The organism is Micromonospora sp. DT201 (assembly GCF_049841575.1).
Taxonomy (GTDB): Bacteria; Actinomycetota; Actinomycetes; order Mycobacteriales; family Micromonosporaceae; genus Micromonospora.
In genome coordinates this window covers 103,988-128,641 of sequence record NZ_JBNCKP010000017.1, presented here as the reverse complement: position 1 = coordinate 128,641, position 24,654 = coordinate 103,988, and the positions used below count along the sequence as shown (strand labels likewise).

Annotated in this window: 28 protein-coding genes; 13 read left to right on the top strand and 15 right to left on the bottom strand. The window is 71.6% G+C overall.

Translation table 11 applies throughout. From position 1 onward, the window contains the following. Positions 1-43: 43 nt before the first annotated feature. The gene (gene mshA, locus ACLQ28_RS24910; RefSeq protein WP_425688692.1) at positions 44-1,408 is read right to left on the bottom strand and encodes a D-inositol-3-phosphate glycosyltransferase; all 1,365 of its coding nucleotides are present in this window, start codon (positions 1,406-1,408) and stop codon (positions 44-46) included. Positions 1,409-1,613: 205 nt separating this feature from the next. Here mshA and ACLQ28_RS24905 point away from each other — a divergent pair, with 205 nt between their 5' ends. Together ACLQ28_RS24905 and ACLQ28_RS24900 are read left to right on the top strand one after the other, a co-directional pair. Continuing rightward, positions 1,614-2,378 (top strand): SDR family oxidoreductase, encoded by a 765-nt coding sequence (locus ACLQ28_RS24905; RefSeq protein ID WP_425688691.1) that lies wholly within the window; start codon positions 1,614-1,616, stop codon positions 2,376-2,378. 23 nt (positions 2,379-2,401) lie between these two features. Continuing rightward, on the top strand, positions 2,402-3,196 hold the full coding sequence (locus ACLQ28_RS24900; RefSeq protein ID WP_425688690.1) for a class I SAM-dependent methyltransferase: 795 nt from the start codon (positions 2,402-2,404) through the stop codon (positions 3,194-3,196). 143 nt (positions 3,197-3,339) lie between these two features. On the opposite strand, the gene ACLQ28_RS24895 is transcribed toward ACLQ28_RS24900, so the two are convergent. Continuing rightward, positions 3,340-4,461, bottom strand: coding sequence for a UDP-N-acetylmuramate dehydrogenase (locus ACLQ28_RS24895; protein WP_425688689.1), 1,122 nt, complete (start codon positions 4,459-4,461; stop codon positions 3,340-3,342). A gap of 29 nt (positions 4,462-4,490) precedes the next feature. Between ACLQ28_RS24895 and ACLQ28_RS24890 the strand changes: the two genes are divergently transcribed. The 4 genes from ACLQ28_RS24890 to ACLQ28_RS24875 all read left to right on the top strand — a co-directional run bounded on the left by ACLQ28_RS24890 (position 4,491) and on the right by ACLQ28_RS24875 (position 7,928). Further along, a complete protein-coding gene (locus tag ACLQ28_RS24890) occupies positions 4,491-5,249 on the top strand; it encodes a maleylpyruvate isomerase family mycothiol-dependent enzyme (RefSeq protein WP_425688688.1) in 759 nt (252 codons plus the stop codon). Positions 5,250-5,440: 191 nt separating this feature from the next. Then, positions 5,441-6,448, top strand: coding sequence for a LacI family DNA-binding transcriptional regulator (locus ACLQ28_RS24885; protein WP_425688687.1), 1,008 nt, complete (start codon positions 5,441-5,443; stop codon positions 6,446-6,448). A 168-nt stretch (positions 6,449-6,616) separates the two neighbouring features. Then, positions 6,617-7,030 (top strand): RidA family protein, encoded by a 414-nt coding sequence (locus ACLQ28_RS24880; RefSeq protein ID WP_425688686.1) that lies wholly within the window; start codon positions 6,617-6,619, stop codon positions 7,028-7,030. Position 7,031: 1 nt separating this feature from the next. Further along, positions 7,032-7,928, top strand: coding sequence for a GNAT family N-acetyltransferase (locus ACLQ28_RS24875; RefSeq protein ID WP_425688685.1), 897 nt, complete (start codon positions 7,032-7,034; stop codon positions 7,926-7,928). A 32-nt stretch (positions 7,929-7,960) separates the two neighbouring features. Here ACLQ28_RS24875 and ACLQ28_RS24870 read toward each other — a convergent pair whose 3' ends face one another. Together ACLQ28_RS24870 and ACLQ28_RS24865 are read right to left on the bottom strand one after the other, a co-directional pair. Beyond that, positions 7,961-8,476 (bottom strand): O-acetyl-ADP-ribose deacetylase, encoded by a 516-nt coding sequence (locus ACLQ28_RS24870; RefSeq protein WP_425688684.1) that lies wholly within the window; start codon positions 8,474-8,476, stop codon positions 7,961-7,963. 1 nt (position 8,477) lies between these two features. Beyond that, positions 8,478-9,269 (bottom strand): EI24 domain-containing protein, encoded by a 792-nt coding sequence (locus ACLQ28_RS24865; protein ID WP_425688683.1) that lies wholly within the window; start codon positions 9,267-9,269, stop codon positions 8,478-8,480. A gap of 198 nt (positions 9,270-9,467) precedes the next feature. Here ACLQ28_RS24865 and ACLQ28_RS24860 point away from each other — a divergent pair, with 198 nt between their 5' ends. Genes ACLQ28_RS24860 through ACLQ28_RS24840 form a run of 5 tightly spaced genes read left to right on the top strand, consistent with a single transcriptional unit; the run spans position 9,468 to position 14,035 of the window. Continuing rightward, complete coding sequence (locus ACLQ28_RS24860) at positions 9,468-10,376, top strand: ABC transporter ATP-binding protein (protein ID WP_425688682.1); 909 nt, start codon at positions 9,468-9,470, stop codon at positions 10,374-10,376. A gap of 14 nt (positions 10,377-10,390) precedes the next feature. Next, positions 10,391-11,125, top strand: a complete 735-nt coding sequence (locus ACLQ28_RS24855; RefSeq protein WP_425688681.1) for an ABC transporter permease — start codon at positions 10,391-10,393, stop codon at positions 11,123-11,125. An 11-nt stretch (positions 11,126-11,136) separates the two neighbouring features. Then, on the top strand, positions 11,137-12,405 hold the full coding sequence (locus ACLQ28_RS24850; protein ID WP_425688680.1) for a sensor histidine kinase: 1,269 nt from the start codon (positions 11,137-11,139) through the stop codon (positions 12,403-12,405). After that, positions 12,402-13,043, top strand: coding sequence for a response regulator (locus tag ACLQ28_RS24845; protein ID WP_425688679.1), 642 nt, complete (start codon positions 12,402-12,404; stop codon positions 13,041-13,043). Before ACLQ28_RS24850 ends, ACLQ28_RS24845 begins: the two co-directional genes overlap by 4 nt. 23 nt (positions 13,044-13,066) lie before the next feature. Continuing rightward, positions 13,067-14,035, top strand: coding sequence for a helix-turn-helix transcriptional regulator (locus tag ACLQ28_RS24840; RefSeq protein WP_425688678.1), 969 nt, complete (start codon positions 13,067-13,069; stop codon positions 14,033-14,035). On the opposite strand, the gene ACLQ28_RS24835 is transcribed toward ACLQ28_RS24840, so the two are convergent. The 6 genes from ACLQ28_RS24835 to ACLQ28_RS24810 all read right to left on the bottom strand — a co-directional run bounded on the left by ACLQ28_RS24835 (position 14,026) and on the right by ACLQ28_RS24810 (position 18,370). Further along, on the bottom strand, positions 14,026-14,940 hold the full coding sequence (locus ACLQ28_RS24835) for an SDR family oxidoreductase (RefSeq protein WP_425688677.1): 915 nt from the start codon (positions 14,938-14,940) through the stop codon (positions 14,026-14,028). The two genes, ACLQ28_RS24840 and ACLQ28_RS24835, sit on opposite strands and share 10 nt — an antisense overlap. Before the next feature lie 56 nt (positions 14,941-14,996). After that, a complete protein-coding gene (locus tag ACLQ28_RS24830; protein ID WP_425688676.1) occupies positions 14,997-15,734 on the bottom strand; it encodes an alanyl-tRNA editing protein in 738 nt (245 codons plus the stop codon). A gap of 11 nt (positions 15,735-15,745) precedes the next feature. Further along, the gene (locus ACLQ28_RS24825; RefSeq protein WP_425688675.1) at positions 15,746-16,633 is read right to left on the bottom strand and encodes an alpha/beta fold hydrolase; all 888 of its coding nucleotides are present in this window, start codon (positions 16,631-16,633) and stop codon (positions 15,746-15,748) included. Next, a complete protein-coding gene (locus ACLQ28_RS24820; protein ID WP_425688674.1) occupies positions 16,630-16,944 on the bottom strand; it encodes a DUF2516 family protein in 315 nt (104 codons plus the stop codon). The genes ACLQ28_RS24825 and ACLQ28_RS24820 overlap by 4 nt, the downstream gene beginning before the upstream one ends. A gap of 71 nt (positions 16,945-17,015) precedes the next feature. Further along, positions 17,016-17,765, bottom strand: a complete 750-nt coding sequence (locus tag ACLQ28_RS24815; RefSeq protein WP_425688673.1) for a hypothetical protein — start codon at positions 17,763-17,765, stop codon at positions 17,016-17,018. Then, complete coding sequence (locus ACLQ28_RS24810) at positions 17,762-18,370, bottom strand: helix-turn-helix domain-containing protein (protein ID WP_425688672.1); 609 nt, start codon at positions 18,368-18,370, stop codon at positions 17,762-17,764. Before ACLQ28_RS24810 ends, ACLQ28_RS24815 begins: the two co-directional genes overlap by 4 nt. Positions 18,371-18,482: 112 nt before the next feature. On the opposite strand from ACLQ28_RS24810, the gene ACLQ28_RS24805 reads away from it, so the two are divergent. Next, the gene (locus ACLQ28_RS24805) at positions 18,483-19,280 is read left to right on the top strand and encodes an alpha/beta fold hydrolase (RefSeq protein WP_425688671.1); all 798 of its coding nucleotides are present in this window, start codon (positions 18,483-18,485) and stop codon (positions 19,278-19,280) included. Positions 19,281-19,583: 303 nt separating this feature from the next. On the opposite strand, the gene ACLQ28_RS24800 is transcribed toward ACLQ28_RS24805, so the two are convergent. The 4 genes from ACLQ28_RS24800 to ACLQ28_RS24785 form a co-directional block, all read right to left on the bottom strand. Next, positions 19,584-20,543, bottom strand: coding sequence for an asparaginase (locus ACLQ28_RS24800; protein ID WP_425688670.1), 960 nt, complete (start codon positions 20,541-20,543; stop codon positions 19,584-19,586). Positions 20,544-20,637: 94 nt separating this feature from the next. Further along, on the bottom strand, positions 20,638-21,465 hold the full coding sequence (locus tag ACLQ28_RS24795; RefSeq protein ID WP_204942284.1) for a 3-keto-5-aminohexanoate cleavage protein: 828 nt from the start codon (positions 21,463-21,465) through the stop codon (positions 20,638-20,640). A 22-nt stretch (positions 21,466-21,487) separates the two neighbouring features. Continuing rightward, positions 21,488-22,600 carry a YgfZ/GcvT domain-containing protein gene (locus ACLQ28_RS24790; RefSeq protein WP_425688669.1) on the bottom strand — a complete coding sequence of 371 codons (1,113 nt, stop codon included), beginning with the start codon at positions 22,598-22,600 and terminating at the stop codon, positions 21,488-21,490. Next, positions 22,597-23,025: a Fur family transcriptional regulator gene (locus ACLQ28_RS24785; RefSeq protein WP_425688668.1), complete on the bottom strand. Its 429-nt coding sequence runs from the start codon at positions 23,023-23,025 to the stop codon at positions 22,597-22,599. Before ACLQ28_RS24785 ends, ACLQ28_RS24790 begins: the two co-directional genes overlap by 4 nt. A 69-nt stretch (positions 23,026-23,094) precedes the next feature. On the opposite strand from ACLQ28_RS24785, the gene ACLQ28_RS24780 reads away from it, so the two are divergent. Continuing rightward, positions 23,095-23,973 carry an aminotransferase class IV gene (locus ACLQ28_RS24780; RefSeq protein ID WP_425688667.1) on the top strand — a complete coding sequence of 293 codons (879 nt, stop codon included), beginning with the start codon at positions 23,095-23,097 and terminating at the stop codon, positions 23,971-23,973. On the opposite strand, the gene ACLQ28_RS24775 is transcribed toward ACLQ28_RS24780, so the two are convergent. Continuing rightward, on the bottom strand, positions 23,974-24,561 hold the full coding sequence (locus ACLQ28_RS24775; RefSeq protein WP_425688666.1) for an FABP family protein: 588 nt from the start codon (positions 24,559-24,561) through the stop codon (positions 23,974-23,976). Between the last annotated feature and the right edge of the window lie 93 nt (positions 24,562-24,654).

Here is a 24,654-nt window from a genome sequence, read left to right as displayed (position 1 = left end):
CGACCGACCCGGCTGGCACGCCGGTTGGCGACCAACGCCCTGATCACCAGGAGCAGGAGAGCGCAGGGTCGCCCGCCAGGTCGGCCGCGAGCCGGGCGCGGTGCGCGGCGATCGCCTCGCCGTAGACGCCAAGCAGACCGGTGACCGTACGGTCCCAGGAGAAGTGCCGTGCGTGCTGCGCAGCGCCCCGGCCAAGCACCGCCCGGCGCGCCTGGTCCGGCAGCAGCCGGCCCAGCGTGATGGCCCAGTCGACCGGGTCGTGCCCGTCGATCAGGACGCCGCTCACCTGGTCGCGCACAGCGGTGACGAGCCCTCCGACGGCGGCGGCCACCACCGGCGTACCGCAGGCCTGCGCCTCCAGGGCGACCAGCCCGAACGATTCGTTGTGCGACGGCACCGCGACCAGATCGGCCGCCCGGTACAGGGCCGGCAGGTCGTCCCCGGTGAGCGGCGGCAGGAACCGCACCCCGTCGCTGACCCCGAGCTTGGCAGCCAGCTCGATCAGTGCGGTCGGCCGGTCCAGCCCACTGCCGCTGGGCCCACCGCAGATCACCACGGTCACCTGGTCGGCCAGCGCCGGGTCGCGCTCCCGCAAGGCGGCAATCGCGCGGATCAGCACGTCGGGGGCTTTGAGGGGCTGGATACGACCGACGAAGGCGACGACGTACCCCTCGGCCGGCAGCCCCAGCCGGCGGCGGGCCTCACGGATCGCCGCGGACCGGTCGCCCGGCGCAGGCCGGAACCGGCCCAGGTCGACGCCCGGTTGCACCACGGAGACCCGGGCCGGGTCGGCGTCGTACCGATCGAGAAGGTCGCTGGCCTCGAACCGGGTGTTGGCGACCAGCCGGTCCGCCTCGGCGACCACCTGCTCCTCGCCGATCAGCCGGGCCTTGGGCTCCGGCCGGTCGCCGGCCGCGAGTTGGGCGTTCTTGACCTTCCCCAGGGTGTGCGCGGTGTGCACCAGCGGCACCCCCCAACGCTCCTTGGCCAGCCAGCCGACCTGGCCGGAGAGCCAGTAGTGGGAGTGGATCAGGTCGTAGTGCCCGGGCGGACGGGACGCCTCGGCCCGCAGCACCCCGGCCGTGAAGGCGCAGAGCTGGCCGGGCAGCTCTTCCTTGGTGAGCCCTTCCAGCGGACCGGAGGTGATGTGCCGGACCTGCACGCCGGGTGCCATCTCGACGACCGGGGGCAGGTCGCCGGAGGTGGCCCGGGTGAAGATCTCCACCTCGACGTTGGCCTCGGCGAGTCGCCGGGCGACCTCGAGGATGTAGACGTTCATTCCGCCGGCATCGCCCGTGCCGGGCTGGTGCAGGGGGGAGGTGTGCACCGACAGGGTTGCGATACGGCGAGGCCGGGGCCACGGTTGGGCACCGCGCTGACGACCAACACCGGTGTGCATTTCCGCCACATCCGCTCCTTTGTCACGGTTGATGCCGTCTCGCACGACCGGCGCTTCTCGGTCAACCTGAACGCCGGGTGTCATCTTCCCCATCGGGCTTCGGAAATTCCCCGGCGCGGCCCCCAGGGGTGACGGACCTCATCACCGCACTCCCGTCAATGGCGGTTCCACGCCCGGTCGGAACGGGCCGTGCGGTCGGGGCGAGAATGTCGGAATGACCTCTGTCGCCATCGTCACCGGAGCATCCAGCGGGATCGGCGCGGCCACCGCCCGCCGACTCGCCGCCGAGGGCTTCCACGTGCTCGCCGCCGCCCGCCGCGCAGAACGGCTCGCCGACCTGGTTGCCGAAATCACCGCCGCAGGCGGGCAGGCCACCGCGGTGACCTGCGACATCACGTCGGACGAGTCGGTAGCCAAGCTGGCCGAGGCCGCCGCGCAGGCACCCGGGCCGGTCACCCTGCTGGTCAACAACGCCGGCGGAGCGCGTGGGCTGGACCCGGTGGAGTCCGGGTCGGTCGCCGACTGGCAGTGGATGTACGACGTCAACGTGCTCGGCACGCTGCGGGTCACCCAGGCGCTACTGCCAGCGTTGGAGGCGTCCGGCTCCGGCACCATCGTGGTGGTCTCCTCCACTGCCGGCCTGACTGTCTACGAAGGCGGCGGCGGCTACACCGCGGCGAAGCACGCACAGACCGCGATCGCCGGCACGCTCCGCCTGGAGCTGTGCGGTCGACCGCTACGGGTGATCGAGATCGACCCGGGCATGGTGAAGACCGACGAGTTCGGCCTGGTCCGCTTCGAGGGTGACGCGGAACGGGCAGCCGCCGTCTACGCCGGGGTGCCGGGGCCGCTGGTAGCCGAGGACGTAGCCGACTGCATCGCCTGGTGCGCCACCCGCCCCGAGCACGTCAACATCGACCGACTGGTGGTCCGGCCGCGGGCGCAGGCCGCCCAGCACAAGGTGCACCGGGTTTCCTGAGGTCGACGGCGGGGAGGGGCGGTATGAGCGGCGCGGCACGACACCGACCGCTCGGCGTGGTAACCAGGGGCACGACCAACCCGAACCGGCTCCGTCGGGTGGACAACTGGATCGTCGCCACCTGCGCCGACCGACTGTTGGCGGCGGCCGACCCCCTGGTGGTCGACCTCGGCTACGGGGCCACCCCGGTGACCGCGGTAGAGCTGCGAGCCCGGCTGGCGGCGGGGATTCGACCCGACGTACGGCTGGTCGGGCTGGAGATCGACCCGGCCCGGGTGGCCGCCGCGACACCAGCCGCCGACCCACCCGGCCTGACGTTCGCCCGAGGCGGGTTCGAGCTGGCCGGGCTCCGGCCGGTGCTGGTCCGCGCGTTCAACGTCCTGCGGCAGTACGACGAGAGCGAGGTGCCCGACGCCTGGCGGACGATGACCGCTGCGCTCGCCCCGGGTGGGGTGCTCGTCGAGGGCACCTGCGACGAGTTGGGTCGGCTCGCCAGTTGGCTGCTGATCGACGCCGACGGCCCTCGAACGCTGACCCTGGCCGCGAAGCTCACCACCTTGACCAGCCCCGCCGAGCTGGCCGAGCGGCTACCCAAGGCGCTGATCCATCGCAACGTGCCCGGCGAGCCGATCCACGATCTGATCCGCGCCCTCGACGACGCCTGGCAGGCCGCCGCCCCCTACGCCACCTTCGGCCCGCGCCAACGCTGGCTGAGCGCGGTGACCCGTCTCCGCGAAACGGGCTGGCCCATCCTCAACGGCCCAACCCGCTGGCGCCAAGGAGAGCTAACCCTCCCCTGGCCCCAGCCCCAGCCCTAGCCCAGCCCAGCCCAGCCCAGCCCAGCCCAGCCCTCCGCGATCTTGCACTTCCTGTTGCCGATATGCAGCGTTGCGCCCGGTTTGTCGCGGCAGAAACTGCAAGATCGCCGATATGGAAGGGCGAGGACGGGGTGGTGATGGGGTTAGATGGTGCAGTTGATGAGGACTGGTTCGGGGTGGAGGGTTACGCCGAAGCGGGCGTGCACCGTGTCGCGGATGTCGCGGGCCAGGGTCAGCAGGTCGGCGGTTCGGGCGTTGCCGGTGTGGTTGGTCAGGGCCAGGGTGTGCTTACTGGAGATGGTTACCCCACCCTCGCCGGGGTGACCCTTGGTGAAGCCCGACTTGTCGATCAGCCAGGCCGCGCTCACCTTGACCATGCCGTCCGCCCCCGGCCAGGCCGGCGGATCGCCCAACTCGGCGGCACGTTCCAGGAGTAGTTCGTACGTCGACTGGTCGAGCACCGGGTTGGTGAAGAAGGAGCCGACCGAGCGAGTGTCCGGGTCGGTGGCGTCGAGCACCATGCCCTTGCCCGCGCGCAACCGCAGCACCGTCGCTCGGGCGTCGGCCAGAGGCACCTGGTCGCCCACCTCGACTCCGAGCGCACGGGCCAGTTCGGCGTAACGCACCGGGCCGGAGATCGGGGACCGGGCGAGCCGGAAGTCGACGGAGAGCACCACCCAACGGTCCTGGTACTTGAAGATGCTGCCCCGGTAGGCGAACCCGCAGTCGGCGGCGGGGATGACATAACGGGTGCCCTCAGCGCGGTCGTAGACCTCGACGCCGGTGATCGTCTCGGCGACCTCCTGGCCGTACGCGCCGACGTTCTGGATCGGGGTGGCGCCGGTGGAGCCGGGGATGCCGGAAAGGCACTCCAGGCCGGCCCAACCGTTGGTCACCGTGGCGGCGACCAGGTCGTCCCACGGCTCGCCGGCGTCGACCCGTACGGTGATCGACCCGGCGTCCTCGGCGACGACGCGCAGGCCACGGGAGCGCACCAGGACGACGGTGCCGGGGAAGCCGGCGTCGCCGATCACCACGTTGCTGCCGCCGGCCAGGATCAGGAGCGGCTCGTCTGCGGCCCGGACCGCCCGGACGATCTCGTCGGCACTGCCGGCGGCCACGATCCGCTCGGCCGACCCACCCATCCGTAGAGTGGTGTGGCTGGCCAGTGGACCAGGGGTGGCACGATCGGCTTCGGTTGTCGGCTGGGCGGAGGCGTCTGGCACGCCCTTCACCTTAGGCTGAGTGATAGCCGTGGCACCCATTGGTCGCCCGGCACCCCCGGGAGGATGGCATGAGCAGACTGCAGGGCAGCAAGGATTTCTGGATCGGGGCACTCCGCGCGGAGGGTCCGGCGTTCGCGGCGGCGGTGGCCGAGGCACCGCCGGAGACACCGGTTCTGTCCTGTCCGGGCTGGACGGTCACCGACCTCACACTGCACCTCGCTCGGATCTACCACTGGGTTTCGTCGTTCGCCGGCGCTGGCCTGACCACCCAGCCGGACCGCCAGGACCGGGCCGAGGTGGAAGCTGGCGTGGACCCGCTGCAACTGTGGCGCCAGGGGTACGACCGGCTGATGACCGTCTTCGACGGGCTGGACCCGGAGGCACCGGCGTGGAACTGGGCTCCGCAGCCGAAGAAGGCCGGTTTCTGGCCGCGTCGCATTGCGCACGAGACGGCTGTGCACCGCTGGGACGCCCAGCTTGCCATCGCGGCGGGCGAGCCGGTGGAGGCGAAGCTCGCGGCCGACGGGGTGAGTGAGGTGCTGGACACCTGGCTGCCCGCGGGCCGGCGGCGGACGCCGGGCGACTGGCACGGGGTGGTGCAGCTCACCGCTACCGATGCGGCTCAGGAGTGGTATCTGCGGCTGCGCGGCGAGGGGGTGGCGCTGCTCGACACCGCGACCATCTTCGACCACGACGACCACCACGCCCGGGCGCAGGTCAGCGGCACCGCGAGCGATCTGCTGTTGGCGCTCTGGGGTCGAATGAGCTTCGAGACGCTTGACGTTGCCGGCGACCACACCCTGCTGGAGGGTCTGCGTACCCGCTAGATCGGATCCGCCACGACGAGGGTGCCACTCCGCCGGGGTGGCGCCCTCGATCAGTTCTGGGGTCCCGCCGACAGGTTCCGGAGAGCGCTCTCTTGACATGGGGCAAAGCACCCACCACGCTGAGGCCAGCGCCCGATGAACCCAGGAAACGGTCTCCCGGAACGGGTTGTGACGAGCGGAGGGAAGGCGCGATGACGACGGCGCAGCGGCCGACGCTCGAAGCGGTGGCGGCGCGGGCCGGGGTGTCCCGAGCCACCGTGTCCCGTGTGGTCAACGGCTCCACCACCGTCGCCGAGCCGATCCGAGAGGCAGTCACCCGGGCTGTCGTCGAATTGGGGTACGTACCAAACCTCGCCGCCCGCAGCCTGGTCACCCAACGCACCGACTCGATCGCGCTGGTCATGCCGGAGGCGGCCACCCGGGTCTTCTCCGACGACCAGGTCTTCCCCGGCATCATCCGGGGTGTCAGCCAGGAGCTGGAAGCGGCCGACAAGCAACTCGTGCTGATGCTCGCCGGTTCGCCGGCCGGGCATCACCGGGTCGAGCGGTACACCACCGGCCGGCACGTCGACGGGGTGCTCTTCGCCTCGCTGCACGGTGCCGATCCATTGCCCGGCACGCTGGCCCGGCTCGGCATCCCGGTGGTGGTCAGCGGCCGGCCACTCGGCGACGTGCCCGTGCCGTACGTCGACGTCGACCACGTCGGCGGGGTGACCGCAGCCGTACGACACATGATCGACAACGGTCGCCGACGGATCGCCACCATCGCCGGGCCACAGGACATGGTCGCCGGGATCGAACGCCTCAACGGCTACCGCACCGCAGTCGCCGACGCAGGGCTGCCCGAGCTGATCGCCGTCGGCGACTTCACCCGGGAGTCCGGGTCGGCGGCGATGCGCAGGCTGCTCACCGAGCACCCCGACCTGGACGGCGTGTTCGCCGCCTCCGACCTGATGGCGCATGCCGCCCTGCGTACGCTGCGCGAGGCTGGCCGGCGGGTGCCGGAGGATGTCGCCGTGGTCGGCTTCGACGACATCGAGACCGCTGCGTACACCGAACCGCCGCTGACCACCGTCCGGCAGCCGATCGTGGAGCTGGGCAGGCGGATGACCCAGCAGCTACTCCGCCTGGCCGCCGGGGAGACCATCGAGCAGGCGGTCATGCTCCCCACCGAGCTGATCCTGCGCGACTCCGCCTGAGCGGCGGGCGGGGCCGCGCTCGCCGCAAGATCCGCGCAACTTCCTGGTGGCCTCCGTGCGTCGCGAGGCCACTACTTCCGTGCAGTTGGTGCCTGGTGGGCGATCACGCGCGAGGCCATCGTGGTTAATGCGTCGCTCTGGTGGGCGATAGTCGTTAGCCTCGCCGGCATGCCGGAACCTGTCGCGCTGCTGCATGTCCCCGCCCTCTCCGACGCCGCCGAGTACGCGTACGCGGCCACCGTTGATCCACCCGCCCGGCTGGTCTTCACCGCCGGCGCCTGCCCGCTGGACGCCGAGGGACGCACAGTTACGCCGGGCGACCACGCCGCGCAGGCCCGGCAGGTGATGACGAACCTGGAGACTGCCCTCGAGGCGTCCGGCGCCCGACTCACCGACGTGGTCAAGACCACCGTCTACGTGGCGTCCTCCCGACAGGCAGACCTGGTGACGGTCTGGGGGGTGGTCCGCGACTTCTTCGGCGACCACGACCCGCCCAGCACCCTGCTCGGGGTGGCCGTGCTCGGCTACAACGACCAACTCGTCGAAGTCGAGGCTGTCGCCGCCGTCCGGATGGGGGCCTGACATGCGTATTCGTGTGGCGCAGCCCGACGACGCGCCGGCCGTGGTGGCATTGCGGAGGATGGTCTTCCCGTACCTGGTGCGCGGTGTCGAGTCGACCCGGAAGATGATCGCCGAGCCAATACCGGGACGAGGTTGGATCGCCTTCGTGGCCGAGGTCGACGCCCAGGTCGTCGGTTGGGTGACGGCGCAACGCAACGGTTCAACCTCGACGGCGGACTTCGGTGACATCACCCTGCTTCATGTGCACCCCGAGCACCGGCGGCGCGGGGTCGGCACCGCGCTGCTGACGACCGCGACAGGTCACCTCGCCCCGCTGGGGGTCCGCCGGCTCCGTGCCTTCGCGCAGCCGGAAGCGCTGCCGTTCGCCCGTCGGCACGGCTTCGAACCCAGCCGGGAGGTGCGGTATTCGGCGCTCGACCTGGATCCGGCCCCCGCGCTGCCGGACCCTCCGCCGGGCGTACGGCTGCGTCCGGTGTCCGAACTGGACCCGCACCTCCTGTACGTGGCGAACGTGGCCGCGGAGGCAGACGAACCTGGCGACGTACCGGTCGACGCGGTCAGCTATGAGAGCTGGCAGTACGACGTCTGGGACAACCTCGGCCTGGACAAGACGGCCAGCGTCGCGGCCGAGGTCGACGGGGAGGTGGTCGCCTTCAGTCTGGTCAAGCGGGACGGCGACCGGATGTGGTCGGACTACACCGGCACCGTCCCGTCGTACCGGGGTCGCGGGCTGGCTCGGTTGGCCAAGATGGCGGCGCTGCACCGGGCCGCAGCCAACGGCGTGCGGATCGCGTATACCTCGAACGACGAGGCGAACGCGCCGATGCTCGCGATCAACGCCCGGCTGGGCTACCGGCCGGTGGCGTCCCATTGGTCCTGCCTGGCCGAGTTGACCTGATCAGCCAGGGCCGAGGCCAGCGGTGAAGCTCGTCAGGCAGCGTCGAAGACCTGGCGGGCTGTCGTGTGGGTGTCGGCGCCGAAGAGCACCAGGCGCGCCTCGGTGACGGCGGCCGGAGTGGCCGACCGCAGCACCGACAACGCCTGGCGGACCGCATCGTCGATCGGCCAGCCGTAGATGCCGGCGGAGATCAACGGGAAGGCCAACGTGGTCGCGCCCAACCCATCGGCCACGGCGAGACTGTTGGCGTAGCAGTCACGCAGCAGCGCCGAACGGTCCTCGCTGCCCGACCAGACCGGCCCGACGGTGTGGATCACCCAGCGGGCTGGCAGTGCACCGGCCGTGGTCGCCACGGCCTGGCCGGTGGGCAGGCCCTTGCCGTAGTGGGAGGCCCGCAGCGCCCGGCACTCGGCCAGGATGGCCGGGCCGCCGCGCCGGTGGATCGCGCCGTCGACGCCACCGCCGCCGAGCAGGGACGAGTTCGCGGCGTTCACGATGGCGTCCACCTGCTGGGTGGTGATGTCCCCCTCGACCAGGGTGATCTCCATGTCAGCTCTCCTCAATCGGTTGGCCCAACGATCGGCGGGCCAGCAGGGTGGCACCGGCCACCGCCGCCGGCATGATCAGCACCGCGCCGAGTGGGATGAGGAAGCAGAGAAAGACCGCCACCCCGAAGCCGAGTGCCGCAGGTCGGTCGGCCTTCAGGATCGTCCGGCGCTGCGGCAGCCGCATCCCGCGCCGGTAGAACGGTGCCCCGACCAACTCCACGGCGAGGAACCAGCCACCCACCGCCGCCCCGATCACCGGGACGACCGTCTGGCCGACCACGGGGATGAACCCGGCGAGAAACAGCGGGATGCCGACCAGCGCCGTGAGGGCCACCAGCCGTACCGAGTCGGCGAGGCTGCGGCGCAACGACGACCAGAACGGCACGTCCACCGCGTTCGGCGTGCCGCCGTACCGCAGCTCGACCAGCTCGGAGATCTTCTCGTAGAACGGGTCGCCGATGACCAGGGTGACCGCGGTGAAGGTGAGCACTCCGAGCAGGCCGCCGAACCCCAGGAAGGCCAGCCCGGCGACCACCCGGACCAGGCTGCGAGCGGTGGTCGACCAGTCATCGGCGAAGGGGGTGACCAGCGCGGCGAGGTCGTCCACGAAGTACACGAGGGTGGCGAGCGCGGCCACGAAGAGCGCGCCCGAGATCAGCGCCGGCACGACGCCGAGCAGCATCAACCCCGGGCTACGAACATAGAGGCCGAGCCCCCGCAGGAGCAGGCCCGCCCCGGCGAAGAAGCGTCCGACGACCCCGGTCACCGGGCTGGCGATTCTGCTGACGTCCACGATCGAGCAGCCTAACGAGCGGTGATCGAATCCGCCGGGCGGAGCGCTAGCAACGACTGTCGCCGTACACATCAACCGGTTGACGGACGGCGGCGGTCCACCGGCGACGTCGGTGATCGTCGCCGACCAGTCGATTCGCTGCCGGGTCACTTCGACAAACCTTGAGGGGGTACGAAGCCAGCGGCGGAAGGCGGCACGATGCCGGTCATCGAGGTGACCCACCTGAAGAAGCAGTACGGCGATCTCGTGGCGGTGGACGACGTGTCGCTCACCGTGGAGGCCGGGGAGATCTTCGGCGTCCTGGGCCCAAACGGCGCGGGCAAGACCACCACCGTCGAGTGTGTCGCCGGGCTGCGCGTCCCCGACGGGGGCGCGGTGTCGGTCCTCGGGCTCGACCCGCGGCGGGACGCGGCCCAGCTCCGGCAGCGGGTCGGGGTGCAACTCCAGGAGAGCCAACTGCCGGACCGGCTCCGGGTGGCCGAGGCACTGGAGCTGTACGCCTCGTTCTACCGCAACCCGGCCGACCCGGCCGCGTTGATCGACAAGCTGGGACTCGGCGAGAAGCGGAACACCGAGTACAAGAAGCTCTCCGGCGGTCAGCAGCAGCGACTCTCCATCGCGCTGGCTCTGGTGGGCAACCCGGAGATCGCCATCCTCGACGAGCTGACCACCGGGCTGGACCCGCAGGCCCGCCGGGACACCTGGGGCCTCATCGAACAGGTCCGCGACAGCGGGGTGACGATCGTGCTGGTCACCCACTTCATGGAGGAGGCCGAGCGGCTCTGCGACCGGGTCGCGGTGATCGACCGGGGCCGCGTCGTCGCGCTGGACAGCCCGGCGGGCCTGGTGTCGACGGTGGCTCCGGAGCAGCGCATCCGGTTCCGGCCCTCGGCTCCGGTCGACGACCGACTCCTCACCGACCTGCCCGAGGTCACAGACGTGCACCGCACCGGCAGTCAGGTGGTGGTCACTGGCACCGGCGAGGTGCTGCACGCGGTCACCTCGGTGCTGGCCCGGCACCAGATCGTCGCCGCGGACCTGCGGCTGGAGCAGTCCACCCTCGACGACGCGTTCGTCGAGCTGACCGGCCGCCGGCCCGCCAACTGAGAGAAGGAGCCACCATGCACGCCTTCCGCCAGATCCTGAGGATCGAGGCGCGGCTCTACCTGCGGGACCGGCCGACGTTGCTCTCCACCATCGGGGTGCCCACCCTGATCCTGACGGTGCTCGGGCTGATCCCCGCGCTCCGCGAACCGGATCCGAACTTCGACGGGCAGACCTTCGTCAGCTACTTCGCACCGTCGCTGCTGGTGGTCAGCATGGTCATAGTCGGGGTGAACACCCTGCCCGCCGTGTTGGCCACCTACCGGGAACGCGGCGTGCTGCGCCGGTTGGCGACCACCCCGGCGCACCCGGCGGCTCTGCTCGCCGCCCAACTGGTGCTGGCCCTGGCCGGGATCCTGGCCAGCGCGCTGCTGCTCATCGTCGTCGCCCGGTTGGCTTTCGGGGTGCCGCTCCCCCGGCACCCGCTCGGCTTCACCGTGGCGTTCGTGCTCGGTACGGCGGCGCTGCTGGCGCTCGGCCTGCTGGTCGCCGCCGTGGCCCGGACGACGAAGGCGGCCCAGGCCCTGGCCGCACCGTTGTTCATGGTCACCATGTTCTTCGGCGGGGCCTACCTCCCCCGGTTCCTGCTTCCGGACTTCGTGGCGCGGATCGGTGACTACACGCCGCCGGGTGTGCAGGCGCTCCTCGACGCCTGGACCGGCACGTCGCCGCAGCCGTTGCACTTGGCGATAATGGCGGTGATCGCCGTGGTGGCCGGCACCAGCGCGGCGAAACTGTTCCGCTGGGAGTGAGCGGAGATGCGATGACCTACAGCGGTGGGCACGACCGTGTGACCAGTTGGCGGGAGCGCGAGGCGAGCCTCTATCGCGTGTTCCCCTATGGCGGGCTGGCCCTGGGCACCGTGTTGGCCCTCGTCGCACCGGCACCCGGGGCCCTCGCCACCGCGCCCACCCTCGCCATCGCCGTGGCGGCCGGGTGCTGGGTCGCCTGGTTCATCACCCTGCACCCCGGCTGGCAGAGCCAGCGCGGGCTGATGGCGGTCTACTACGCCGGGTTGCTCGCGTTCGCGGCCGTGCTGGTGGCCGCCAATCCGTGGTACGGCTTTTTCGCCTGGGTCGGATACACGCACGCCTTTCCGGTGCTACGCACTCGCTGGCGGATCGCCGGTGTGGTCGCCACGGCCACCCTGGTCGCCACATCGCAGGGCGGCGGTCTGTCGGTGGTGACGTCGCACCTGCCGCTGTGGCTGGTGCTGGTGCTCTTCAACCTGGTGGTGGCCGGCTCGTTGAGCTGGTTCGCGATGGTCGCCGAGCAGGAGGACGCCAGGCGCAAGCGGTTGATGGCGGAACTCGGCGAGGCCAACCGCCAACTCACCGAGACGGTCCGGGAGAACGCCGGGCTGCACGCCCAACTGCTCACCCAGGCCCGGGAGGCCGGTGTGCTGGACGAGCGGCAACGAATGGCACGCGAGATCCACGACACCCTGGCCCAGGGGTTGACCGGCATCATCACCCAACTGGAGGCGGCCGAGCAGACCCGTGACCGGTCCGCCGACTGGTGCCGGCACGTCGACAACGCGCTCGCCCTGGCCCGGGAGAGCCTCACCGAGGCCCGCCGCTCGGTGCGGGCCGTCCGTCCGGAGACGTTGGAGACGGCCCGGCTGCCGGACGCCCTCGTCGAGCTGGGCGGGCGCTGGTCGGCTCTCAACGGGGTACGGGCCGACGTGGCCACCACCGGCACGCCCCGTCCGCTGCACCCGGAGGTCGAGGTGACCCTGCTGCGGGCCGCCCAGGAGGCGCTGGCCAACGTGGCCCGGCACGCCGGCGCGTCGCGGGTCGGGCTGACCCTGTCGTACATGGCGGACGTGGTCACGCTGGACGTCCGTGACGACGGGACGGGCTTCGACATCACCGACCAGCCGGTGCCCCGCGAGCCGGGCGGGGGGTACGGGCTGACCGCCATGCGGCAGCGGGTGACCCGGGTGGGTGGCGAGCTGGCAGTCGAATCCGAACTGGGCAGTGGGACCGCCATCTCGGCGTCCGTCCCCGCGCTACCGGGAGGTGCCGGTTGACCACCCCGGTACGGCTGCTGATCGTCGACGACCATCCGGTGGTGCGTGACGGCCTGCGCGGGATGTTCACCGGCGACCCCGACTTCGAGGTGGTGGGCGAGGCGGCGGACGGCTCGGAGGCGTTGGCCCTGGTCGCGACGCTGCGGCCGGACGTGGTGCTGATGGACCTACGGATGCCCGGGATGGACGGAGTGACCGCCATCGGCCGGCTGGCCCGCTCCGGCAGCGCGACCCGGGTGCTGGTGCTCACCACGTACGACACGGACGCCGATGTGCTGCCGGCGATCGAGGCCGGCGCGACAGGTTACCTACTCAAGGACGCGCCCCGCGAGGACCTGGTCCGGGCGGTCCGGGCCGCGGCCCGAGGTGAGTCGGTGCTCGCGCCGAGCGTCGCCGGTCGACTGATGGGCCGGTTGCGCGCTCCCATCGAGGAGCCGCTCAGCCAACGCGAACTGGAGGTCCTCACCCTGGTGGCGCGCGGTGCCTCCAACCGGGAGGCGGCGAGTCAACTCTTCATCAGCGAGGCCACCGTCAAGACGCACCTGCTGCACCTCTACGCCAAGCTCGGGGTCAACGACCGGGCCGCCGCCGTGGCCACCGCGTACGACAGAGGGCTGCTGACCCCCGGCGGGCGGTGAGCGGGGCCGGGCAGGATGGGCGGGTGCGCGCGTCCCGACTGATCTCGCTGTTGTTGCTGCTCCAGGCCCGCGGTTCGATGACCGCGAGCGAGCTGGCGCGAGAGTTGGAGGTCTCCGAGCGGACCGTCTACCGGGACGTGTTGGCGCTCTCCGCCGCTGGCGTGCCGGTCTACGCCGATCGGGGTCGGGCCGGCGGCTACCGCCTGCTCGGCGGCTACCGCACCCGACTGACCGGGCTGACCCGGGACGAGGCGGAGGCGCTCTTTCTCGCCGGGCTACCCGGACCGGCCGGCGACATGGGGCTCGCCGACGCGGTCGCGGCGGCCGAGTTGAAGGTGCTCGCCGCGCTGCCGCCGGCCCTGCGCGATGCCCCGGCCCGCGCTGGGCAGCGGTTTCACCTGGACGTGCCGGGCTGGTTCCGGGAGACCGGGCCGCCGCCGTGGCTCACCGAGCTGGCCCGGGCGGTCTGGGGAGACCGGGTGGTGGAGTTGCGCTACCGGCGCGGCGACCGGGAGGTGACCCGCCGGGTCCAGCCGTACGGGTTGGTGCTCAAAAGCGCCGTCTGGTATTTGGTCGGCCGGGTCGGTGAGGACGCGCGCACCTACCGGGTGGACCGGGTCACCGGGGTCGAGGTGGGCGAGGAGACCTTCAACCGCGACGAGAGCTTCGACCTGGCCGGGCACTGGCGCGAGCAGGCCGGGTCGTTCCTGCGAACCATGCTGCGTGCCGAGGTGACCGTCCGGCTCAGCGCGGCCGGCCTGCGCCAGCTCCGGCACCTGGTCGATGCCCCGTTCGTGTACGACGAACTGGTTGCCGCCGCCAGCCCGCCCGACGGGCAGGGCTGGATGGTGGCCCATCTGCCCGTCGAGTCCGTCGAGGTGGCGTACCACCAACTGCTGGGGCTCGGCCCCGAGGTGGAGGTGCTCGATCCACCCGAGCTGCGGCGGTTGTTCGCCGAGGCGGCCGACCGCCTCGGCGCGCTCTACCGGTAGCCGGTGACGTCCGCCGGTTTGCCAGCGTCGACCACCTCGACGATGTAGCGGAAGCCCTCCGGCTGGCTGCCGTCGAGATCGGTGAACCCGTACACCTTGGACAGCGTGCCAGCATCGACGGACTCGCCGTTCCAGCGGGCCTTGTCCTCGTCGGCAGCGAGTGCGGCCACCGCGCGGCCGACGAACGCGGGGGTCTCCGAGATGAGGAAGTTCGGGTCGGTGGCTGCGCCGTCGCGCCAGTTTTCCTCAGTCACGCCGAAGTGCTCCAGCATCGCCTCCGAGCGGATCCACCCGGGGGTGAGCGCCACGGCTGTGCAGCCGTGCGGCTTCAGCTCGTGCGCCTGACTGAACGCGAGCCGGTTGACCGAGGTCTTGGCCAGGTCGTAGAAGACCGAGAGCCGGTAGTTCTCGTCGTTGTACGCCTTCGTGCCGTCGCCCATCTCCACCACCAGGCCGCCGGGCTTGCGGATCAGCAGCGGCAGGGCGAAGTGGCTGGTGATGATGTGCGTGTCGACGGCCAGTCGCAGGGTGCGGAAGCCGGCCTCCAAGGGCTGCTCCCAGATCGGCTTCTCCCAGGTGACCAGCGGGTCGCCACCCCAGATGTCGTTGACCAGCACGTCGAGTTGGCCCTGCTCGGCGTCGATCCGGGCGACCAGGTCGCGGACCTGCTCGGGCACCAGGTGATCGACCCGGACGGCGATACCGGTGCCACCGGCAGCGGTGACCAGCTCGGCGGTCTCCTCAATGGTCTCCGGCCGGTTCATCTCCGAGCGACCGGCGCTGCTGCTGCGGCCGGTGGCGTACACGGTGGCGCCAGCGGCGCCGAGCTGGATCGCGATCTGTCGACCGGCACCCCGGGTGGCGCCGGCGACGAGCGCGATCTTTCCTGCGAGCGGTTGTGTCATACCTGCGAGGTTGTCAGCGATACCTGACAACCGGCGTCCGAATTCGTTACCCGGATCTAGTCAACCAGCCGGACGCGGACCCGACGATTGGCTCGGCCCTTGCTCTCCACCTTGACCACCTGCACCTTGCCGATCTGCGCGGTGGACGCGACGTGGGTGCCGCCGTCGGCCTGCACGTCCAGACCGACGATGTCGACGATCCGGACCTCCTGCTCGTCCGCCGGGATGAGGTTGGACTGGGTACGGATGATGTCCGGCAGGGCCAGCGCCTCGGTGCGCGGCAGGACCCGCACGGCGACCGAACGGTCGGCGGCCACCTCGGCGTTGACCAACTCCTCGATCCGGCTCTTGAAATCCGGTGGCACCTCGGGAAGGTTGAAATCCATCCGGGCCTCGCCCACGTCCATCGAGTTGCCCGTCACGAGCGCGCCGAAGTCGCGGAACACCACACCGCACAGCACGTGCAGCCCCGAGTGGGTACGCATCAGCCGGGTGCGGCGCTCGTCCTCCAGCGCGCCGACGACCTCGCTGCCGACCGGCGGCAGCGGGTCACCCTCGGCGGGGATCAGGTACGGCTCGTCGCCCTTGCGGGTGCCGACGATCCGCGTCTGCACGCCCTGCCACAGCAGCACGCCGTGGTCCGGTGGTTGGCCGCCACCGCCCGGATAGAACGCCGAGCGGTCCAGCACGATGCCCTGTTCCGGGTCGGCGTGCAGGACCGTGCAGGTCCACTCGCGCAGGGTCGGGTCGGCGAGGTCGAGCCGGTGCGTACGGCCATGCTGTGTGACGCCCATGGCAGGGCACGTTACTCGTTCAGGAAGCCGGAAATGCGGTCCCGCAGGTCGGCGCGTTCCGTCCAGAGAACGCCGGGTCTGTCGTACACGTGCAGGGTGGCCCGGGGCAGCGCGGCGGCGAGCCGCTCGGCGACCTCGACCGGGTGCAGGTCGTCGCCTGCGCAGCCGATCACCAGCGCCGGAGCGGTGACCGCCGCCAGGTCGGTGATCTCGCGCAGCGACGTCTGCTCGGCCAGCGTGGCCAGGCCTTCGGCCAAACCGTCGCGGAGCAGATGGTCGAGCCGCTGCCGCAGGTACGCCCAGCCGGCCGGGGTGTTGCGCACCGCAGCGGGCAACTCCAGTGAGACGACATCGGCGACCGCCGAGGCGTCTCCGCTGTCCACCGCCTCCAGCAGATCCGTGATCCGTTTGCGGGCGACCGGTTCACGCGGCTCGTCGAGCACCGCTGGCAGAAAGAAAACCAGCTTCTCGAACCGCTCCGGACTCTCCGCGAGCAGTCGACAGAGGGCACCGGCGCCGAGGCTCGCGCCGAATGCACGGCTGGCCCCACCGAGGTCCGCGATCGCGCGCAGATCCCGGGCCAGGTCCAGGTAGTCCCATGGCCCGTCCGGGGCCTCGGAACGGCCGTGCCCACGGAACTGGAAGAAGACCTTTCGGCCGGTCACTCCGCTGCCGAACGGGCGGGTGGTGGCGATGCCGTTGCCAAGCCCGTGCGCGAAAACGGTGACCGGTTCACCGGTGCCGGTGACCAGCCGCTCCAGCCGTACGCCGTGTGGGGTGGTGACCAACTCGGTCTCCGGCTCTGGCAACGCCGGCCGGCCGGTACGCGGCCCACCCGGGCCGGGCCCCCAGGTGCGGGGCCCGCTGTCCGGCGGGGGTGGCCAGCGAAAACCTCTCACCAGAACCCTTTGCCGTCGCCGAGCTCGCGCAGACCGACCCGAACGTCGAGGAGGTAGATCAGACCGGCGGCGATGCCGATCAGTCCGAAGAGGCTGATCGGACCGAAGCCGAGCAGGGTCAGCAGGAGGCAGACGGCGAGGATCGCGATCCAGCCGCCCTTCGGAAGGGTGCCAATGGCGGGGAAGGCGTCGGAGCGCTGGGTGATCGCGTGCACCAGGGCGACGCCCTGGACGATCAGCGCGAAGACGAGCAGGATCAACTCGATCACGTAGCGGACTTCGAACGCGAAGATCGGCGCGGCGTTGGCCATGCCGGCAAGCTTATGTCGAGGACCCCGGCTACGTCCGACAAGGACGCCGCCGGGGCCCTCGACATGACGAACTACTCAGCCGCCGGACAGGTCTGCTTGGTGGCCCGGGGAAGCTTCGCCGACGGGGTCGCGACCGGCTTGGGAGCCTTGGGAGCACGGGCGGCCTTCTTGACGGCGGCCGGCTTGGCCTCGGCGATCTCGGCCACGTCGGCCGGAGTCGGCACGTCGGCCGGGGTCGCAGCCGGGGCAGCCGGGGCGGCCGGGGTCGCAGCCGGGGCGGTCGGGGCGGTGGTGGTGGCCGGGGTGGTGGCCTGGGTCGCCTCGATGTCGGCGTTGACCGTCTCGGCGGCCTCCAACACGCCGGCGCCGACGACCCGCTCACCACGGGCGACCAGCGCGCCGTACGCGGCGAACGCACGCTCCTGCGCGGCCTGGGCACTCGCAAACACCATGACAGCGTTGCGGGTCGCGGCGGCGCGCAGCTTGTCGAGGTCGGCAACCTCGCGCAGCTTGTCGAGGTCGGCAACCTCGCGCAGCTTGGCCAGATCGGCCGACTCGCGGAGCTTGGTGAGGTCCAGCTCGGCCTGCGCCCGGCCGCGCAGGGCGCCGGCGGTCTCATTGGCGGTACGCAGCGTCTCGGCGGCCTTCTGACGCAACTCGAAGCCGGTCAGCACTGCCCGACCACCCAGGTCGGCGACGACCCGGGTGCCGAGGACGCCGACCACGGCCGGCAGCTTGCGCAACTGCTCGATGGCCAACTCACCGGCGCCAGCGGCGGCGTAGATCGGGGCGGGGATCCGGTTGGTCTTCGGCTCGCTCATGACGTCTCCTCTTCGGCCGCCTCGGCGACCTTCTTCTCGGGGGTGCTGGTGCGGGTGCTGCTCGGGGCGGGGGCAGTGCCTGCCTCGGTGACGGCAACCGACTCGAGCACGGCCTCGGTCGGGGTGCCGCTCGCGGTGGTGGGGCCGGTGGCGGCCAGGTTGGCCACGTCGGCGGGCTGGTCGGCGACGTCGGTCGGGGTGGTCGCCGCAGCCGTGCCGCCGGTGGTGCCGGTGCCCTCGGCGTCGGCCTGGGCCTCGGCCAGCCGGGTGTTCTCCCGGCGGAACGTCTCGTAGATCTGGCTGAGCGACTGCTTCTGGGCCATCGTCAGGTCGGCGTCCACGGCGATGGCGGCGAGCACACCGTGGCCTTCCTTGTCGTCGAGCAGGCCGGCACGCAGGTACATCGCAGGGGTGGAGACCCGCAGCGCGCTCGCTAGTTGCTGGAGCACCTCGGCGCTGGGCTTGCGCAGGCCGCGTTCGATCTGACTGAGGTACGGGTTACTGACTCCCGCCTGCTCGGCGAGTTGCCTCAGCGAGATCTTGGCGTTGCGCCGCAGATCGCGGATGAACCCGCCGACGTCGGGAAGGTCCTTCGGTGTGGCCATGGACGTGACGCTAACCCGCCGCGCTAGCTCTTGCAAGCAAAATGCTAACCATAGTTAGCGACGTCTCAGCGTCCGGTTTGCGTGCCGCTCGCTCGATCCGTACCGTCCGGCCGTGCACAAGATCACAGTCAATGGAGCAAGCATCGCGTACGACGAGGCCGGCACCGGTTCGCCCGTCGTACTGCTGCACGCCGGCATCACCGACCGGCGGATGTGGCGCGGGCAGCTTTCCGTGCTCGCCACCCGGCACCGGGTGATCGTTCCGGACCTTCGCGGCTACGGAGACTCGGAGCTGCCCCCGACACCGTTCACACACCACGACGACGTGGTCGGGCTGCTGGACGCGCTCGACCTGCCCCGGGCCGCCCTGGTCGGCTGCTCCTTCGGTGGGTCGGTCGCCATCGACACCGCGCTGGCCCACCCCGACCGGGTGAGTGCGCTCGCGCTGTTCAACTCGGCAGTCTCCGGCAACGAGTGGTCCGACGAGGCGAACACCCTCTGGGACGACCTGGTCGGAGAGGTCGACCCAGACGACTTCGTCGCCGGGGCGGCCGGCGAGGTGCGGTTCTGGGTGGTCGGCCCGGGCCGCCAGCCGGAGGACGTCGACCCCGGGCTGCTGGCGTTCGCGCAGGAGATGGACCAGCGCGCGCTCGCCGCCGAGTTGGCGCTCGGCGCGGTCGAAGTGGGTGAGCTGACGCCGCCGGCGATCGACCGCCTCGGGGAGCTGAAGGTGCCCGTCCTGGTCACCGCCGGGGCCGCGGACGTGCCGGACATCATTCGGCTCGCCGACCGGATCGCTGCCGAGGTCCCCGGCGCGGTACGACTGCCCGACGTGCCGGACGCCGCGCACCTGCTGCCGCTGGAGCGTCCGGAGCCGGTCAACGCCGCCCTGCTCGACTTCCTGAGCTGACCGCGCGGCGCCCGTGCCCGCCCCCGGCGCAGCTCGCCGCGGGCTGCCAGGCGCGCGCCCAGCCCGTCGAGCGCCGCGGCCGGCGTCACGACGAGGCCAGCACCCCGACGAGCGGTATACCTCAGAGTCATAAATATGACTCTGAGGTATACCGCTCGACACGAAGTTGGCCTCCGCGTCGCGGCGTCGCGGCGTCGCGGCATCACAGCGTCGCGGCATCACAGCGTCGCGGCATCACAGCGTCGCGGCATCACAGCGTCGCGGCATCACAGCGTCGGACCACCGTCTGGTGGACCGGTGGCGTCACCAGAGCGAGCGGACCGCGCCGACCGGGACGCCGCCGCCGAAGAGCGGCACCTCCGCGTACTCGGTCAGCACCGGGGCGTCCACGCCGAGCCGGCGCAGCGCCGAGACCAGCACCGGCATCCGGGCGCGGTCGGCACCATCGTCGATCTTCAAAGCGGCGGCGCCGACGCCCGGCAACGCCACCGCGATCACACCCTCGGCCCCGACCTTGGCCAGCAGGCCCGGGACACCGCGCATCAGCCGGGTGTCGTCGGCCTGGGTGCCACCGACGATCTCCGGGTGTGCACGCATGGCGTCGGCCACGGTGCGCGGCACCGAGCCGGGCTCGGCGTCGACCAGCCGGAGGAACGCCCCGGCAATGCCGGTCAGCGACACGGCGAGCACCGGGGCCCCGCAGCCATCCACGCCCACCGCCGCCGCCTGCTCGCCGGTGAACTCCTCGATGGCCGCCCGCAACCGCTGCTGCAGCGGGTGCTCCGGCCGCCAGTAGCCGTCCAGCGGCCAACCGGCGGCCTCGCAGGTCAGCAGCATCCCGCTGTGCTTGCCGGAGCAGTTCATCTGCACCCTGGTGGGACCGCCACCGGCGCGCAGCACCGCCTCCCGGGCAGCGGTGCCCACCGGGAGGTCGGGCGGGCAGTGCAGCGCCGATGCGTCCAGCCCGGCACGCTCGAGCAGCGCACCGACCCGGGCCAGGTGGAAGTCCTCACCCGCGTGACTCGCCGACACCAACGCCACGTCGGCCGAGTCGGTCAACGTCAGGCCTGCGCGCAGCATCCCGATCGCCTGCATCGGCTTGCTGGCCGAACGGGGAAAGACCGGCGAGGTCACGTCCCCAGCGGAGGCCACCGGCACACCGGCGGCGTCCAGCACCACCACCGAGCCGCGGTGCGCACCCTCCACGAAACCGGAACGGACCACCTCAGCGAGCGGCGCGCCGCCCTCGTACGTCTTCGTCACGCGCTGGACGGTACCGACGGCCCTGGGGTGCCTGACGGCGGGGTGACCAGGTAGTACACCGCCCGGGTGACAGGGGCGCGGGACACGCCCGGCCTTACAACCCGAGCAGCTCGCGGGCTTCGGTGGTGGTCAGCGGCGGGCGCTGCGCGAGCTGCGCGAACCCGACCGCGCGAGCGACCAGCTGCATGTTGGACTCCACCGGGCGACCCTTCGCGTACGTCACGGTGTCTTCCATGCCGACCCGCAGGTGCCCGCCCGTCGACAGCGCAGCCAGCAGCACCGCGATGGTGCTGCGGCCGACACCGGTGGCGGAGAAGGTCGTGCCCTCGGGCAGGTCCCGCAGCATCCGGTGGGCCGCGACAAGGGTCTCGGTGGTGCCCGGCATTCCGCCCGGCACACCCATCACGAAGTCGACGTGCACGTGCCCACCAGCCGGAAGCCCGTACTTGCCGAGCAACCGCTGCAACGCGGACAAGTGGCCGAGGTCGAAGATCTCGTACTCCGGCACGATCCCGCGCTCCTGCATCCGGGTGTGCAGGTCGACGATGAACTCCCAGCGGTTGAGGAAGACGTCGTCGCCGAAGTTGACCGTGCCCATGGTGCAGGAGGCCATGTCCGGCCGGGCGTCGAGCACGGCAAGCCGGGCGGCCTCCGGGTCGGTCACCGCGCCGCCAGAGGAGAGCTGCACGATCAGGTCGGTGCTCTCTCGCAGCGCCGCCACCGTGTCGGCGAGGCGTACCGGGTCGAGCGTCGGCCGTGCCTCATCGTCGCGGATATGGACATGGATCACGGCAGCGCCGAGCGCCTCGCACTCCTTCGCGGTGAGCAGCAGCTCGTCGAGGGTCACCGGCAGCGCCGGCACCTCCGCCTTGGCCGACTCCGCGCCGGTCGGGGCCACCGTGATCAACGTCCCTGTCGTCATGCCGGCGATCCTAGACGGCCGTTCAGGAGGGGTCGATCGCCGCCGCGGTCTCGCCGATCATCAGCGCGGCGTCGTCCGGGACGTTCCGCTTCAACACCGCTAGGGCGACCTGCCCCAGCTCGTGGTGCAGTACGGCGGTGCCGACGAAGCCAACCGCCCGACCGTCGAGAGTCACCGGCGTGCCGGCTGTCGGCGGCTGGTCGGTGGTCACGCCGTCCAGGTGCAGCAACACCAGGCGACGCGGCGGCCGGCCCATGTTGTGCACCCGGGCCACCGTCTCCTGCCCCCGGTAGCAACCCTTGTCGAGGTGCACGGCCGGGGCGATCAGGTCGACCTCGGCCGGAATGGTCCGGTGGTCGGTGTCCACCCCGACCCGGGGTTGCCGGGCGGCCACCCGGATCGCCTCGTACGCCCAGAGCCCCGCGACCGGCACGCCGGCACCGCGCAGCTCCGCCACCACCTGCTCCTGCACCGATCGCGGCACCAGCAGGTCCACGCCGAGCAGGCCGCGTCGGGCCCAGCCGCCGATTGGCAGCGGTTTCACGTCGTACCGAACGCTCGCCCGGGGTGGCACGGCACCCTGGGCGAACTTCGGACCCGGCACCGCGACCAGGTCCGGTGCGGCGAGCCCGGTCACGCCGAGCGTGCCCAGCGCGTCCGTCGCCGCCGGCCCGACAAGCGACAGCAGCGCCCGCTCGGCGGTCGCGTCGCGCGGGTCGACCTTGCTGAAGAACCGCATCTTCTCCAGGTACGCCAGGAGGCCCCCGGTCGCTCCCGGCTCGGTGTCCAGCCAGGCGGTTTCGCCGTCCTCCGCGACCAGGGCGTGCTGCTCGACGTGACCGTGGGGGGACAGCACCAGCAGCTCGGTGCCCTCACCGGCCGCCAGCGTGGTCAGGTGCTGCGAGGTGATCGTGTGCAACCACGCGGCCCGCTCTTCCCCGGGCACCGCGATGATCCCTCGGTGCGACCGGTCGACCAGGCCGACCTCGGTGTCGAGGGTGCGCTGCTCGCGCAGCGGGTCGCCGTAGTGCGCGGCCACCCCCCGCACCCCGGCCGCGACGTGCGCCGGATCCGGCTGGTCACGGCTCGCCTCGTCGATGCTCTCGACGGCCACCGCGCCCGCGATGTCGATCATTTCTGGTCCCCGTTCTCACAGCGTACGCAGACGCCGAAGAGTGACACGTGCCCGATATCCACCCGAAACCCCCGTTGCGCGGCCAACTCGTCGGCGAGCGGGCGGAGCAGATCCGGATCGATCTCGTCGATCGCTCCACACTCCCGGCAGACCAGGTGGACGTGCTGGTGCTCACCCGCCGCGTGATACGTCGGCGAGCCATGCGAAAGGTGCGTGTGGGTGACCAGGCCGAGCCGTTCCAGCAGCTCAAGCGTGCGATAGATGGTGGTGATGTTGACGCCTGCGGCGACCTCCCGGACGGCGGTGTGCACCTGCTCCGGGCTGGCGTGCCCCAGATCGAGCACCGCCTGGAGGACGAGCTGCCGCTGGGCCGTCAGCCGCAGCCCACGGGCCCGCAGCATTTCCGCTAGGGAGGATTCGGACACCGTCCGATCATAGTTCGGCCACCATGCCGCTCATCGCACCGCGATCGACCGCCGCTACGCTCGACGGTCATGGTTATGTCGTCCGTCGGGAAGGCCGCGGCCGGCCCAGCCGCGCGGATCGCCCTTCTCGGGCGCGGCCTGGTACCCGCCAGCGACCCCCTGCTCCGCGGTGACGACCTCGGCGTCCTCCACGGCGACGGCCTCTTCGAGACCATGCACCTGCGTCAGGGCCAGCCGTGGCTACGCGACGAACACCTGGCCCGCCTGGTCGCGGCGGCCGCCGCCGTCGAGCTGGCCCTGCCCCCCACCGCCGCGCTGATCGACCTGCTCGACGAGGTGCGTCAAGGCTGGCCAGCGCAGGTGGAGGGGGCACTTCGGCTGGTCTGCACGCGGGGCCCGCAGACCAGTGGCCCGCCGACGGTCTACGCCACGCTGGCCGGAGTGCCGGCGGCCTCCCGGGCCGCCCGACGGGACGGGATCAGCGTCTCCACCCTGCCGCTGGGGGTGCCCGCCGACGCCCGCACCGGGCTGAGCTGGCTACCGGCCGGGATCAAATCCACGTCGTACGCGGTCAGCAGCGCCGCCCGCCGCTGGGCCGACCGGGCCGGGGTGGACGACGTGCTGTGGATCTCCTCCGACGGTTACGCCCTGGAGGGCCCCTCGGCAAACGTGGTGTGGCTCACCGACGGCACGCTCTGCACGGTGCCCGCCGCCACCACCGGCATTCTCGCCGGCACGACCGTGGCCTGGCTGCTCGCCCACGCCGCCGAGCTGGGCCTGGGCGCCGCCGAGCGGATGGTCACCACCGCCGAACTGCACGCGGCGGATGGCGTGTGGTTCACCTCGTCGGTACGCGGCGCCGCCGAGGTCCACACCCTGGACGGGGTGCGTCGGGCCGACTGCCCGCGCACCCCCGCCCTGCAATCCCTGCTGGGTTTCCCCGTCTAGTCAGCCGCCGACCCGGACGAGCCGGGCGGAAAGGTGCGGGCTGAGCCCGTGCCCCATGGCAGCCATCTCCTGGGCATAGAGCAGGGCGCCCTCGACGATGCCGAAGAGCCGGTGCCCGCCGGTGACCTCCTTGGCGGTCGGAGTCCGGATGACCGCGTCGGTGGCGAACTCGATCTGGGTGCCGGTGCGCTTGCCGAGGTGCAGCTCCATCACCCCGGTCGGGGTGGTCAGCAGCGCCTCCAGCTCATCGGTGGCCCGCCCGTCCACCAGCACCGGCCGCCACCAGCCGACCTCACGACCGGCCGGCCGGACCGGCTTGCTCTGCTCGTCCAGGATCCAGGCACGGGACTCGTAGTGCAGGAACGGCCGGCCGTCGTGGCTGATCCGGATCTCCTGCGCGTAGTCGAAATCCTCGATGGTGGGGAAACCGCCCTTGCCCCGGCCGCGCCACAGCCCGATGTAGGGCAGCAGAGCATCCAGCGCGGGGTGCAGCTTCGGCCCGACCCGCAGGTCGTGGCTCTCCTCGAACGGGTACTCCTCGACCGGCGGCGCGTTCAGCCACGGCGGCTGCAACGGGTTCTCGCTCACTCTGCCACCTTGGTTCGCGACTGCGGGGCTCGCAAGCCCGACTCACTCCTCGCGCTCACAGGGCCACCTTGGTTCGCGACTGCGGGGCTCGCA